Consider the following 13,173-nt stretch of genomic DNA (forward strand, 5'->3'; position numbering starts at 1 on the left):
GTCGAGGGTTCGGGATCATGCGGGACGCGGTAATCGTCGCGGCGGTGCGCACGCCGATCGGCCGGGGCAAACCCGGTGGCGCGCTGGACGGGGTGCATCCGGTGGATCTGATGGCGCACAGCCTGCGCGCGGTGGTCGAGCAGGCCGGGATCGATCCGGCGCTCATCGACGAGGTCATCGGCGGGGTGGTCAGTCAGGTCGGTGAGCAGGCCACCAATGTCACCCGGCGGGCGTCGCTGGCGGCCGGATTCCCGGAGTCGGTGCCCGCCAGCACCATCGACCGCCAGTGCAGCGCCAGCCAGCAGGCTTTGCGTTTCGCCGCGCACGCGGTCATCGCCGGGGACTGTGATCTGGTGGTGGCCACCGGTGTCGAGTCGGTGAGCCGTATCCCGATGGGCACCAGCCTGCTCGACGCCGACAACCTGACCGGGTCGGCGTTCCTGGAGCGTTATCCGCAGGGGGTGCCGTGGCAGGGCGTCAGCGCCGAACTCATTACCACCCGTTGGGGTTTCAGCCGTACCCAGCTCGACGACTACGCTCTGGAGAGCCATCGGCGCGCCGCGGCGGCCACCAAGGACGGCCTGTTCGACGCCGAGCTCACCGCCGCTATCAACGGTCTGGGCTTCGACGAGACCATCCGCTACGACGCCAGCGCCGCCGGCTTGGGCGCATTGAAGTCCTCCTTCTACAACCAGGCCCTCGCCGCCCGCTTCCCCGAAATCCCCTGGCACATCACCGCCGGCAACGCCAGCCAGCTCGGCGACGGCTCCGCCGCGGTCCTGGTCACCACCAGCGACCACGCCGAACGCCTCGGCCTGACCCCGCTGGCCCGCATCCGCAGCCACATCGCCGTCGGCGACGACCCCTACCTGATGTTGACCGCGGTCATCCCCGCCACCGAGAAGGTCCTGCGCCAAACCGGCCTGCGCCTCGCCGATATCGACCTCATCGAGATCAACGAGGCCTACGCCAGCGTAATCCTGGCCTGGGCCAAGGAAACCGGCGCCGACCTGTCCCGCGTGAACGTCCACGGCGGCGCCATCTCCCTGGGCCACCCGTTGGGTGCCAGCGGCGTCCGCCTCACCGCCACCCTCGTCCACGCCCTGCACGCCCGAGGCGCCCGCTACGGCCTGCAAACCATGTGCGAATCCGGCGGCCAAGCCAACGCCATGATCCTCGAAGCCCTCTGAGCGGCGAGTGCCGTTGCGGCGCGGGCGATTCCGATGTCAGGCGGCCCCTGCGGCGCGCTGTTCGAGTTGGGCGGCGGGCAGGCGGGCGGCGCGCACGATGAGGTGCAGCAGCGGTACGGCGAAGGTTTGGTCGATCGCGCTCCAGGCCAGGGACATGCGGTTGTGGACGAAGCCGACCGACAGGCCGGAGGCTGGGTCGGTCCAGCCGGTGGAGCCGAAGGCGCCCATGTGGCCGTAGCCTCGGGGGGCTCGGGCGGCGGGGAGGCTGTGGTAGCCCAAGTGCCAGAAGGGGATCAGGAGGGCGTGGTCGAGTTGGTAGGTGCGGATGCGTTCGAGTTCGCGGACGGTTTTGGCGGACAGGTAGGCGTGGCCGTCGATGTAGCCGTCGCACGCCAAGGCGCTGTACATCTTCGCCAGGCCGCGCGCGGTGCAGACGGCGTTGCCAGCGGGCAGGGCGGTGGCCAGGATGGCGGGGTGGTCGCCGCGGAAGATGGATTCCAGGCCGGGGACGTAGATGGAGGAGAGCGGGGAGCGCAGAACTCGGGGCAGGCGTGGGACCGCGGTGGCGACGGGGGCCGGGATGTTGCGTTCGGCAAGGGTTTTGACCGAGCCGACGAGGTCTGCGGCGGTGGTGCGGGCGCCCGCGGGTGGGGTGCCCAGGTGGATGCCGTCGACGCCGAGGGGGTCGGCGATCTCGGTGCGGTAGAGGTGGGCCATGTCGTGGCCGGTGAGGGCGCGGGCCAGGCCGGTCATGAGCCAGCCGATGGTGAGGGCGTGGTAGATCGGTTTGCCCAGCAGGTGATCGGGTTTCGCGGCGGCCAGGCGCGATTCCATGAGTTCGTGGTCGAGGACCTCGGCGGGGGTGGTGGCGGGCAGGGCGGAGAGTCCGGCGCGGTGGCTGAGCATTTCGGCGACGGTGATGGCGGCCTTGCCGTGCGCGCCGAATTCGGGCCAGTAGTGCGCGACGGGGGCGGAATAGTCGAGCAGGCCGCGGTCGGCCAGGCGGTGCAGGACAGTGGCCGAGACACCTTTGGAGGCGGAGTAGATCATGGCGCCGGTGTCGGCGGTCCAGGGTGTGCCGTGGGCGTCGGCGGATCCGGCCCAGATGTCGACGACGGGTTCGCCGTGCTGGTAGACCGCCAGCGCGCCGCCATTGCCGCGGCGCCCGGCGAAGACGCGGGCGAAAGTTCGTACGGCGGAGGCGAATCGGGGGTCGGCGGTGCCGCTGACTCCGGCGGGTAGTCCGGCTGCGGCGGTGGAGCTGGAGGTCGTCATCGATTCACGGTAGCCGCGACACTATGTCACGGACAAGGTGTGTCTGGGACAATTTTCGGTGGCGGTGTCTGTTCGGAATGCCGGTGCTGCCGTCGGAAATGTCGGTGCCCTCTGCCACAGTGATCGATATGGATGCGGTGCCCTTCGCCGACGCGGACGCCTTCGACGCCTGGCTGCAGGCCAATCACGCACGCCCGGAAGGGGTATGGATCCTGATGGCGAAGAAGGGGTCGGGGATCGCGTCGTTGACCGAGGACGAGGCGGTCGATGTGGGGTTGTGCTGGGGCTGGATCTCGGGGCAGCGCAAGGGTTTCGACGCCGATCACTATCTGCAGAAGTATGTGCCGCGCCGCCCGCGCAGCTACTGGTCGCAGGTCAATATCGACAAGGTCGAAGCGCTCACCGCCGCCGGTCGCATGCACGCGCCAGGGCTGGCCGAGGTGGCCGCGGCGCAGGCGGATGGCCGCTGGGCGGCGGCCTACCCGTCGCAGGCGAATTTCACGATCCCGCCGGATCTGGCGCTCGCGCTGGAGAACCGGCCCGCCGCCTCCGCGGCCTATCAGGCGCTGGATCGGACGGGTCAGTACCTGCTCGTGCTCGAGCTATACAAGGCGAGAAGCCCGAAAATCCGGGCTTCCCGCCTCCAGAAAGCACTCGAGAGCCTCGAATCCGCCTGAAACAGGCCTACTTCAGGCGTTCGGCCAGTACCGGCGCGAGGGCGCGCAGGGTCGCGAGGGGGTCGTCGCCGAGCACCTGCACCGCGACGTGATCGGCTCCGGCGCGCGCGTGCTCGGCGAGCCGGTCGCCGATCGCGGCCGCGTCACCGTGGGCGACGACCGCGTCGACGTAGCGGTCGCTGCCGGGGGCCGCGAGGTCGGCCTCGTCGAAATCGAAGCGGCGCAGGTTGTTCACGTAGTTGCTCAGGCCCAGGTAGAAGCCCGCGCGTTCGCGGCCCACGCCGCGGGCACGGTCGGGATCGGTGTCGAGGACCACCTTGTGTTCGACGGCCAGCAGAGCGTCGGGTCCGAGGATGCCGCGCAGTTCGGCGGTGTGCTCGGGCACGGTCAGGTACGGCAGCGCCCCGGCGGTGCGGTCGCGGGCCAGCCGGGCCACGCGCGGTCCGAGCGCGGCCAGCGCCCGCCCGTGCTGCGGGACGCCGCGCGCGTCGAGCACGTCGAGGTATTCGACCAGCGCGTCATAGGGTTTGGCGTAGGTGCCGGTGTGCTCGCGGTGCCCGACACCGACCCCGAGCAGGAATCGGCCCGGGAACTTCTCCTCGAGCCGTAGATAGGTCTCCGCGGCCGCCTCGGCCGCCGAGGCCCACACGTTGACGATGCTGGTGGCGACGACCAGTGATTCGGTGGCCGCGAGCAAACCCTCGTAGCCGTCCCAGTCGGCGGGCGGGGAACTGCCCAGCCAGATCGTGCCGTACCCGAGTTCTTCCAGTTCACGCGCCGATTCGGGGCTGCTCAGCGGATACGGCTGCCACACACCGAATGGTCCCAAGTTGTCGAATGCCATATCGGCTCGCAACATGGCGCGATCACCCGGCATTCCCGCCGTGATGATCGAATTCGGCGCGGGCGAGCAACACGTCGTCCATGTGCCCTTCGGCCCAGTCCTTGAGCTGGGACAGGATCGGCAGCAGGCTCTCCCCGAGCGGGGTGAGCGAATAGTCCACGCGCACCGGCACTTGCGCGGTCACCTCCCGCGCCACCAGCCCGTCGCGTTCGAGGGTGCGCAGGGTCTGGGTGAGCATCTTGTTGCTGACCGCGGCCACGGTGGCGCCGAGCTCGCCGTAGCGGCAGGGCCCGTCGGCGAGGGCGGCCAGGATCAGGCACACCCATTTGTCACTGAGGGTGTCGAGGAGCTTGTTGGTGGGGCAGGCGGCCAGGAAGGCGTTGTAGTCGACCTTGGCCTGTTCCCGGCGTTGCGCGGCGGTGGTGGTCGTCACCCTGACTACAGCGATGCGGGCGCGGGCGGGCATTCCCGTTTGCCGCGCCGAATTCATTCCCGCCCCCGATTCGCGGCGTCCACTCTCGGATTCCCGATGCGCCCAATGCTTGCCGCGCCTGCACTCCCTGGAGTGACCTGGGTACTTTCAGGTGCCTACTGGCCGTGGCCGCCGGGCTCGACTTACGGTGGGACCACGCTCCGCACCGACCGATTCGTCGAGGCGGCGGCGTTCCACCGGTGGACCTTCATTCCTTCGCAGTCTCAGGAGCATTTCCATGGTTGCTGTTGCCTTTTCCCGTTTCGGCGGGCCGGAGGTCCTCGAGGTCATCGACACGCCCACCCCGACGCCCGGCCCGGGTGAGGTGCTGGTGAAAATCGCTGCGGCGCCGGTCAATCCGGTCGATATCGGGGCGCGGGCCGGAGCGTTCGCGGCACTGTTGCCCGCACGGGAGTACTGGGTGCCCGGGGTCGAGTTCGCCGGACGCATCGAGGCGGTGGGCGCGGGGGTCGAGGGCACGCAGATCGGGCAGCCGGTCGTCGGGCTGATCCCGTGGCTGGCCACTTTCGCCGGCAGCTACACCGACTACCTGGTGATCGCGGCCGATCTGGTCGCGGCCGCGCCGACCGATGTCGATCTCACCGCGGCGTCGACCTTGCCGCTCAACGCGATCACCGCCGATCTGGCGGTCTCGTACGCCGGGGCGGCCGCGGGTAGGACGGTGCTGGTCACCGGTGCGGCCGGTGGTGTCGGCGGTTACGCCGTGCAGCTGGCCACCAGCCTGGGCGCGAGGGTGATCGCGGTCGCCGGGGCCGGTGACGAGGATCTGGTGCGCGGTCTGGGTGCGAGCGAATTCGCCGCGCGCGGTGACGATCTGGCGCAGCGGCTGGGCGCGGGCAGTGTCGATGCGGTCATCGACGCGGCGCTGATCGGTGCGCCGCTGCTGCCGGTGGTGCGCGACGGCGGTGCGTTCGTGGCGCTGCTGCCGCCGCTCGCCCCGACCGCCGAGCGCGATATCACCGTGACCACCGTGCAGCAGGCCCCCGACGGCCGCCGTCTGGCCGAACTGGTGAATCTGGTCGAGGCGGGCACGCTGACCCTGCGAGTCGCCGAGACCTATCCCCTGGCCCAGGCCGCCGAGGCGCACGCCCGTTTCGAGAAGGGCGGCGTGCGCGGTCGGCTGGTACTGCTGCCCTAGGCGGCCTCGGGACGCCCTTGGGCGCGGAATCGTCCGGGTGCCACCCCGAATTCGCGTTTGAACGCCTTGGCGAACGCGTATTCGGAGGTGTACCCGGACTTTTCGGCGATCACCCGCAGCAGTACATCGGTCTCGCGCAGCAGTTTCGCCGCGCACGTCATGCGCCACCAGGTCAGATAGGTCAGCGGACCGGTGCCCAGGGTGGCGGTGAAGCGTTGCGCGAACACCGACCGTGACAAGCCCGCGCGGGCGGCCAGCGACTGCACCGTCCACGGCGCGCCCGGTTCGGAGTGAATGGCGGCCAGCGCGGCGTAGATGTCGGGATCTCGGAGTGCGGCAACCCATCCGGGGTCGGCGGGATGCGCCTCGTGCCAGGCGCGCAGCATGAACAACAGCAGCACCTCGAGCAGGGGCGCGAGGGCGCCGGAGCCTTCGCGGGTGTCGATTTCGTGGCCGAGCAGATCGATCGCGGCGCGCAGCGGACTGTAGTGGCCGACGCGGGCGGGCAGGTGCACGACATCGGGCAGCTCACCGACGGCGGGGTGCTCACGGGAATCGTCGAGAGCGTATGCGCCGCACAGCAATACGGTCTCCGGTCCGGTGTCGCCACCGGTTTCCCCGGCGGCCCGCTCGCCGTCGCGGCTGTCGGCGATCGCGTGCCCGCGGCTGCGCGGCAGGAACGCCACGTCTCCGACCTGCAGGTGTACCGGGTCGCCGTCGTCGGGCAGCAGCCAGCACGAACCTTGTAGCACCACATGGAATCCCGCGCTGTTGCCTTGGGCCGGGAAATGCGTGTACCAGTGCCCGCGCATCACGGTGCGGCTGGAATGCGGGGTGCCGGTGCGCATCGCGGCGACCGCGTCGCTGAGAATGTCCACCCTCTCACCGTACCGGCGGCGGTCATCGGCTCGGACGATCGGACATCGGATCCGGATTATCGAGCATGGATCGTCCGGATCAGCGGCCATAGCGTGAACGACGAGCCGATTCCGGTTCTCCCCTTCACCCAATGGAGTTGTCTGCCATGCGTATTGCCGTGCACGGCGCGAGCGGTTTCACCGGTTCCCTCATCGTCGCCGAACTCGTGCGCCGTGACCTCACCCCGGTCCTGGTCGGGCGCGACGCCGCCCGCCTGCGCCGGGTTGCCGAACGGTCCGGCGCGCCCGACGCCGAGATCCGCGTCGCCACCCTCGACGACATCGACGCCCTCACCGCCGCGTTCAGCGACTGCGATGCGGTCATCAACGCCGCCGGACCGTTCACCTTGTGGGGTGAGCCGGTGGTGCGGGCCGCCGTCGCCGCACGCCGCCCCTACCTCGACACCACCGGCGAACCCGCCTACCTGCAGAAAATCCTGACCACCTACGACGAGCCCGCGAAACAGGCCGGGATCGCGGTCATTCCGGGCGCCACCGACGACGGGGTGCCCGGTGATCTCATCGCCGCCCTGGCCGCCGCCCGCCTCGACGCACCCGCCGCCGAGATCCGTCTGGCCGACCTGCGCCGCCCCGGGGCCGCCTCGCGCGGCACCGCCCGCTCCATGGCCGCCATCGTCGTCCTGGACCAGGTCGAATACCGCGACCGCAGCTGGCAACCGGTGGACGGGCAGGCCCGCACCATCACAGAGCCCGGCGAGACCGACCCGGTCGCGGTGACCGCGCTGGCGCTGCCGGGTGTCTACACGATCCCCCGTCACATCGACACTCCCACTGTGCGGGGCCTGATCCGCGCCGAGGTCGGCGAGTTGTTCGCCGGGCTCAGTGGTGAAGTCGCCGAATCGATTCCGGAGATCCCGGATCCGGCCGAACTGGCGGCCTCGCGCTGGATGATGCTCGCCGAGGCCGTCGCCGCCGACGGCCGCCGCGCCCGCGGCTGGGTGACCGGGTTCGACGCTTACGCCTCCACCGCGGTCATCGCCGTGGAGGCCGCGCGTCGTCTGGTCGCCGACGGCGCGCCCGCCGGAACCCTGTCTCCGGCACAGGCTTTCGATGCGGCGAGCTTCCTCGACCAATTGGCCCTGTCCGGGGTGAAATGGCAGGTCGAGGAGCTCACCGCCCGAAACTAGTGGCCCGCGTCCACCTTCGGGAAGGTGTCGGTGACCAGGGTGAGCAGCGCGTCCGCGAGCAGGTGGTGCACCTGCTCGCGGGTCAGGCTGCCGCGCACGATCCATTCGCGCCCGGCCGCCTTGACCAGTCCGCCGTAACAGCGCACCAGCGCCCGCAATTCGCCCGAATGCAGCGATTCGGCCAGGCCCATCATCTGGACCATGCGGTCGGCGGCGGCGTAGTCGGCCTCGTCGAGAATGCGCTGCACCTCCGGATCGTCGCCGACCCCTTCGTGCCCGGTGACCTTCACCCAGGTGCTGCCGTGCTCGCTGATGGTGTCGAGCAGCCAGGACACGCTGGCGTCCACCCGATCCCGCGTCGACCCGGCGGGCACCACCATGCGGTCGGGGCGCGGCAGGGTCACCATGCGCCGCACCACCGCCAGGTACAGGTCACGCTTGTTGCCGAAGTAGTGGTTGATCAGTCCGCGCGCCACCCCGGCCCGCTGGGCGAGCTCGGCGGTGGACACGGCGGCGTAGGGACGTTCGCCGAACATGTCGATGGCGCAGGACAGGATCTGCGCGCGGCGTTCGTCGGGTTCGAGCCGGCGGCGACGCGACGGCGCGTCCGAGGTGTCCTCGGAGGTCGTCGGCTCGATGTCTGTGTCAGAGTGAGCGGGCAATGAGATCCTTCATCACCTCGTTGGCTCCCGCGAGGATTCGCAGGACCCGAGCGCCGGTGTACAGCTGGGAAATCGGGTATTCGGTCATGTATCCATAGCCGCCGAAGAACTGCAGGCAGCGATCCACCACATTACCGAGTTGATCGGTCAACCAGTATTTCGACATGGCCGCGGTGGGGATATCGAGCTCACCGCGCAGGTGCTTGGAGATGCAGTCGTCGAGGAACACGCGGCCGACCTTGGCGATGGTGGCGCACTCGGCGAGTTCGAACTTGGTGTTCTGCATCGCGAACAGCGGCTTGCCGAAGGCTTCGCGGCCCTTGGTGTAGTCGACGGTCAGCGCCACGGCCTTCTCGGTCATGGCGACCGCGAGGATGGCGGTGACCAGGCGTTCCTGGGCCAGCATCTGCATCATCTGATAGAAGCCCTGCCCCTCGGCCTCCCCCAACAGGTTCGACGCGGGCACGCGCAGGCCGTCGAAGAACAGCTCGGCGGTGTCCTGGGCCTTGCCGCCGATCTTGGACAGGATGCGGCCGCGCTTGAATCCGGGTGTCTCGTCGGAGACTTCGGCGAAGATCAGCGAGACACCGGCCGCGCCCTGGGTGGGGTCGGTCTTGACCGCGAGGATGATGCCGTCACACAGCCAGCCGTTGGAGATGAAGATCTTCGAGCCGGTGATGACGTACTCGTCGCCCTCGCGCACCGCGCGGGTCTTGATGTTCTGCAGATCCGAGCCCGTACCCGGTTCGGTCATGCCGATCGACAGCACCATCTCGCCGCTGGCCGCCTTGGGCAGCACGCGCCGCTTGAGCTCCTCGGACCCGAACTCGTGGATATAGGGCGCGATGATCGAGGAGTGCACCGACATGCCCAGCGAGCCGTCCCCGGCGTGGGTCTGGGCCTCGATGATCGCCGCCTCGTGCGCGAAAGTGCCGCCGCCACCGCCGTATTCGGTCGGGATGGCCGCGCACAGCAGCCCCAGTTCACCGGCCCGGTTGTAGAGCTTGCGGTCCGGGTGGCCCTGGGCGATGAACTTCTCGGTGTGCGGGATCACCTCCTTCTCGAAGAAGGTGGTCGCCAGACCTCGTACCGCCTCGACCTCGTCGTCGCTCCATGCGGGGCGTGCCATCGTGTGCTTCCTTCGCGTCCGTGCGGGTGCGCCGCAGCGCCTCGCCCCTCAGCGTGCACGGCTATTGGCGGCGTGTCAACAATGTCGGCGGTTAGGCTCGGAGCGTGCTGAATCCGCCGACCGGACTGACAGACACCGACCTGGCCACCGCCGTGAAACGGCACTGGGGAATCACGCCCGCCGCCCTGGCCTACCGGGCGGTGGGGTTCGGAACCCACCACTGGGACATGACCGACAGCGACGGCCACCGCTGGTTCGTCAATGTGGACGAAGCGAGCTCGCCACGCTTCGCCACCCTGCCCGCGGCCCTGGGCATCGCGCGGCGGCTGTTCGAGCACGGCTACGACTTCGTCGCGGCACCCGTTCCCGGGCTGGACGATTCCGTCGTCGCCGCGCTGGGATCGCACTTCGCGGTCTCGCTGTACCGGTATATCGAGGGTGAGAGTTTCCGCTTCGGCGAGTACGACGATCCCGAGCATCGCGACGCGGTGCTGGCAATGCTGACGGCACTGCATGTTTCACCCCGGGACCTCTGGGCCGACGCTCCGGTGGACGATTTCGGCGTCGACTGCCGCGACGCACTCGATGCCACCCTCGTCGCCGACGAGATCCCCAGCGCCGGACCCTACACAGCGCGAACGGCCGAGGCGATCGCGCGGCACCGCGTGCACATTCGAGAAGCGCTGGCGCACTACGACTCTCTCGCGGCGCGTGCCCGGGCGCACCCGGAGCGGGCCGTGCTCACCCACGGCGAACCGCATGCCGCCAACACCATGCGCACCGCCGCCGGGTACGTCCTCATCGATTGGGAGTCGACCCAACTGGCCCCGCCCGAACGAGACCTGTGGGACCTGGCACCCGGCGACCCCTCGGTCCTGGCCGCCTACACCGAACAGACCGGAATCGCGGTACGCCAGGACATGCTGGAGCTGTATCGCCTGCGCTGGGATCTCACCGAAGTCGCGCTCTACACACACGGATTCCGCGTACCCCACGCCGACACCGCCAACGACCGGCAGAGCTGGGAGGGCCTACTGCACTCCCTGTCCGTCCTCGCCACCCGCTGAGCGCTGCACCTCGGCGAACGTCGTGAAGATCGGCGTGTCCGCGTCCGCCTCGATGCCCTGGCGGCGCAGGAACCCGTCGATCAGACCCCACACCAGCTCCGTGGCCTGATCCACGAACTCCGCAGTCTGCTCCGGCGACGGCGTATCCGAATCGGTCAGCCACAGATCGGTGATCGACACGACCGCCCCGATCAACGCCCGCGACAGATAGTCCAGCCCCGTCGTATCCAGCGGCACCGCCTCGGCCACCGAACGCGCCAGCTTCTCCAGCCGCCGCGCCGCATCCCGTCCCAGATCCAGTTGCAGCACACCGGTTCCGGACTGCTGCAACACCGGTGCCTGACCCAAATACCGGAAAACGTTGGGATGCTCCAGGATTCCCTGCGAGTACTCGGTGAACACGCGGCGCAGCGCCTGCCGCGGCGGCTGCAGCATCAACGTCATATCCGCACCGGCGGCCGAGAACGCCTGCCGCGACATGCGCGCCGCGATCTCGGTGAACAGATCCCCCTTGTCGGCGAACTGGCGGTACAGCCGCGGCTTGGTGATCTGCGCCTCGCGCGCGATGTCGTCCATGCTCGGGCGCGGGCCCGCGCGATCGATCACTCGGATCGCCGCGTCCACAATGTCCTCACGGGTCACCATTCGCGCCGTTCCGGCACTGCTACGAGCCACCGCGACAGCATACACGTACCGGCGGTACGCCCGCTCGTGACCGTAATCCCACTTGATTTCGGACCGTCCGTACTGCCAGTATCGATTCCCGTACCGGCAGTACGCACAACCGGAAAGACGGCCGATGTCAGACCCAGCACGCCAACTCAGCGACACCCTGCGAGCAGCCCTGCCCGCCGCCTTCGACCAGCTCACCGACCCCGACCTGGCCGAACTCGACCGCCTCCTCACCCAGGCCCTCGAACGCCGCGGCCAGACCCTCGACGCCGCCATCGGCGACTCCCTCGACATCGTCCCGCGCCTCATGCGCCCCGCCATCAAGAAAGCACTCGGACTATGAGCGAGCACCTCGCAGCCGTCGCCGAAACCACCAAACTCGCACGCGTACTGGGCATCTCCGATCCCACCGAACTCGACTTCCTCGTCGACCTGCCACCCGCCGCCATCCGCGAATACCGCGAACGCGTCACCGACCGCCTCTTCGACCGCGACACCAAACGCCTCAAGGGCATCGCCGCCGCCAGCAAGATCGTGCCCGTCGCCCTCAGCTCCAAAATGGCCGAACGCGCCTTCGGACCCGTACTCTGCGCCGCCGTCGCCAGCGCCGTCGAACCCCACCGCGCCGTCGACATCGCCAAGAACCTCACGCCGAAGTTCCTCGCCGAATGCGCCGTCCAACTCGACCCCCGCCGCACCGCCGACATCATCGCCGCCGTCCCACCCAAAATGGTCACCGACGTTGCGCGCGAACTGCTTTCCCGCGGCGACCACATCACCATGGGCCGCTTCGTCCACGTCGTCCCCGAACCCGCCCTGCGCGCCGCTGCACCCGTCATGAGCGACCCGGACCTGCTGCGCATCGGCTTCCTGCTCGAAGACAAAACCGCCATCGACCGCGTCCTGCACATCGTCGCCGACCGCGTCGCCGGCGTCATCCGCGCCGCCCACGAACAAACCATGTGGGCCGAGGGCATCGACCTGCTCGACTCCATCGCACCCCACAACCGCGCCTGGATCGGCGACATCACCGCCGGCCTCGGCGGCGAAGTCCTCGACGCCCTCGTCACCGCCGTCGCCGAACTCGACGCCTGGGCCACCCTGCTGCCCATCACCAGCGCCATGAGCGAACACAGCCTGCGCCTGTTCGCCGAACGACCCACCGTCCACGACGAAACCGTCCTCGCCGCCATCATGGACGCCGCCCTCGACGGCGGCCAATGGGTCAACCTGTTGCCCTTGGCCTCTCACCTGCCCGCCGAACAACTCACCTTCATCGCCGCCCGCGTCGGCGACCAGGACGACGAACGCCTCGGCGACCTCATCCGCGACGCCCACACCGCCGGCCTCTGGGCCGCCATGATCCCCGTCGCTCTCGCCCTCACCGACGACAACCGCCGCCGCATGGCCGGACTACCCGTCATGACCGAACCCGAGGTCCTCACCGCGATCATCACCGCCACCGCCGACCACGACCTCTGGTCGCAGGTGCTGCCCCTGGTCGACGCCCTGCCCGAGACCACCAAACCGACACTGGCCTCGCTCATCGGCGACCTCACCCGCGAACAGCTGCTCTCGGCCATCCTCACCGCCTCCCGCGGCGACAACATCCACACCCTCGTCGACATCGCCCTCGCCCAGGACCAGGAGGGCCGCGCCCGCGTCCTGGACCTCATCGACGGCATGGACGACATCGAGGAATTCCTCTCCGCCCTCACCCCCGACACCCCGGACGTGGTGTGGCAGGCCCTCATTCAGGTCCGCGCCGAGATCCCCGCACGCCTGCTCACCCTGCTCGCCGAACGCGCCCGCGAACTCGGACGCGACGACGACGCGGGCGAACTCGAACCCGTCGCAGCCAGCGCACACTAGGCAGGCAATAACCTCCGAGCCGCTCGGGGGTTTCACCCCTGAAACCCCCGACCACGGCGCAATGGAAGAATGGGTCGGTCAAACACCCC

Annotated in this window: 14 protein-coding genes; 7 read left to right on the top strand and 7 right to left on the bottom strand. The window is 69.3% G+C overall.

The features are described from left to right. Window positions 1-17: 17 nt before the first annotated feature. Window positions 18-1,190, top strand: coding sequence for a thiolase family protein (locus tag ON43_RS13425; RefSeq protein WP_040807440.1), 1,173 nt, complete (start codon window positions 18-20; stop codon window positions 1,188-1,190). Between the two features lie 36 nt (window positions 1,191-1,226). Here the strand turns inward: ON43_RS13425 and ON43_RS13430 are convergent, their stop codons facing one another. After that, window positions 1,227-2,465, bottom strand: a complete 1,239-nt coding sequence (locus tag ON43_RS13430) for a serine hydrolase domain-containing protein (RefSeq protein WP_040807442.1) — start codon at window positions 2,463-2,465, stop codon at window positions 1,227-1,229. 104 nt (window positions 2,466-2,569) lie between these two features. Here ON43_RS13430 and ON43_RS13435 point away from each other — a divergent pair, with 104 nt between their 5' ends. After that, window positions 2,570-3,142, top strand: a complete 573-nt coding sequence (locus tag ON43_RS13435; RefSeq protein WP_245568573.1) for a YdeI/OmpD-associated family protein — start codon at window positions 2,570-2,572, stop codon at window positions 3,140-3,142. A 7-nt stretch (window positions 3,143-3,149) separates the two neighbouring features. Here the strand turns inward: ON43_RS13435 and ON43_RS13440 are convergent, their stop codons facing one another. Together ON43_RS13440 and ON43_RS13445 are read right to left on the bottom strand one after the other, a co-directional pair. Next, a complete protein-coding gene (locus ON43_RS13440) occupies window positions 3,150-3,986 on the bottom strand; it encodes an LLM class F420-dependent oxidoreductase (protein WP_040807536.1) in 837 nt (278 codons plus the stop codon). Window positions 3,987-4,008: 22 nt separating this feature from the next. Next, on the bottom strand, window positions 4,009-4,419 hold the full coding sequence (locus ON43_RS13445; RefSeq protein WP_040807444.1) for a winged helix-turn-helix transcriptional regulator: 411 nt from the start codon (window positions 4,417-4,419) through the stop codon (window positions 4,009-4,011). A gap of 277 nt (window positions 4,420-4,696) precedes the next feature. Here ON43_RS13445 and ON43_RS13450 point away from each other — a divergent pair, with 277 nt between their 5' ends. Continuing rightward, window positions 4,697-5,617 (top strand): NADP-dependent oxidoreductase, encoded by a 921-nt coding sequence (locus ON43_RS13450; protein WP_040807445.1) that lies wholly within the window; start codon window positions 4,697-4,699, stop codon window positions 5,615-5,617. On the opposite strand, the gene ON43_RS13455 is transcribed toward ON43_RS13450, so the two are convergent. Beyond that, window positions 5,614-6,495 carry an AraC family transcriptional regulator gene (locus ON43_RS13455; RefSeq protein WP_040807446.1) on the bottom strand — a complete coding sequence of 294 codons (882 nt, stop codon included), beginning with the start codon at window positions 6,493-6,495 and terminating at the stop codon, window positions 5,614-5,616. The two genes, ON43_RS13450 and ON43_RS13455, sit on opposite strands and share 4 nt — an antisense overlap. A gap of 146 nt (window positions 6,496-6,641) precedes the next feature. Here ON43_RS13455 and ON43_RS13460 point away from each other — a divergent pair, with 146 nt between their 5' ends. Continuing rightward, on the top strand, window positions 6,642-7,682 hold the full coding sequence (locus tag ON43_RS13460; RefSeq protein ID WP_040807448.1) for a saccharopine dehydrogenase family protein: 1,041 nt from the start codon (window positions 6,642-6,644) through the stop codon (window positions 7,680-7,682). Here ON43_RS13460 and ON43_RS13465 read toward each other — a convergent pair. Beyond that, on the bottom strand, window positions 7,679-8,344 hold the full coding sequence (locus tag ON43_RS13465) for a TetR/AcrR family transcriptional regulator (protein WP_245568574.1): 666 nt from the start codon (window positions 8,342-8,344) through the stop codon (window positions 7,679-7,681). The genes ON43_RS13460 and ON43_RS13465 overlap by 4 nt on opposite strands. Beyond that, complete coding sequence (locus ON43_RS13470) at window positions 8,328-9,473, bottom strand: acyl-CoA dehydrogenase family protein (RefSeq protein WP_040807450.1); 1,146 nt, start codon at window positions 9,471-9,473, stop codon at window positions 8,328-8,330. Before ON43_RS13470 ends, ON43_RS13465 begins: the two co-directional genes overlap by 17 nt. Window positions 9,474-9,577: 104 nt before the next feature. On the opposite strand from ON43_RS13470, the gene ON43_RS13475 reads away from it, so the two are divergent. Further along, entirely contained in the window at window positions 9,578-10,540 is a 963-nt protein-coding gene (locus ON43_RS13475) for a phosphotransferase (RefSeq protein WP_051178383.1), read from the top strand. Here the strand turns inward: ON43_RS13475 and ON43_RS13480 are convergent. Further along, window positions 10,505-11,215: a TetR/AcrR family transcriptional regulator gene (locus ON43_RS13480; protein WP_040807541.1), complete on the bottom strand. Its 711-nt coding sequence runs from the start codon at window positions 11,213-11,215 to the stop codon at window positions 10,505-10,507. The two genes, ON43_RS13475 and ON43_RS13480, sit on opposite strands and share 36 nt — an antisense overlap. A gap of 124 nt (window positions 11,216-11,339) precedes the next feature. Between ON43_RS13480 and ON43_RS13485 the strand changes: the two genes are divergently transcribed. Both ON43_RS13485 and ON43_RS13490 read left to right on the top strand, forming a co-directional pair. Continuing rightward, the gene (locus tag ON43_RS13485) at window positions 11,340-11,555 is read left to right on the top strand and encodes a hypothetical protein (RefSeq protein WP_040807451.1); all 216 of its coding nucleotides are present in this window, start codon (window positions 11,340-11,342) and stop codon (window positions 11,553-11,555) included. Then, on the top strand, window positions 11,552-13,084 hold the full coding sequence (locus tag ON43_RS13490; protein ID WP_040807453.1) for a hypothetical protein: 1,533 nt from the start codon (window positions 11,552-11,554) through the stop codon (window positions 13,082-13,084). The genes ON43_RS13485 and ON43_RS13490 overlap by 4 nt, the downstream gene beginning before the upstream one ends. The last annotated feature ends 89 nt before the right edge of the window (window positions 13,085-13,173 follow it).

The organism is Nocardia concava NBRC 100430 (assembly GCF_000308815.1).
Lineage (GTDB): Bacteria > Actinomycetota > Actinomycetes > Mycobacteriales > Mycobacteriaceae > Nocardia > Nocardia concava.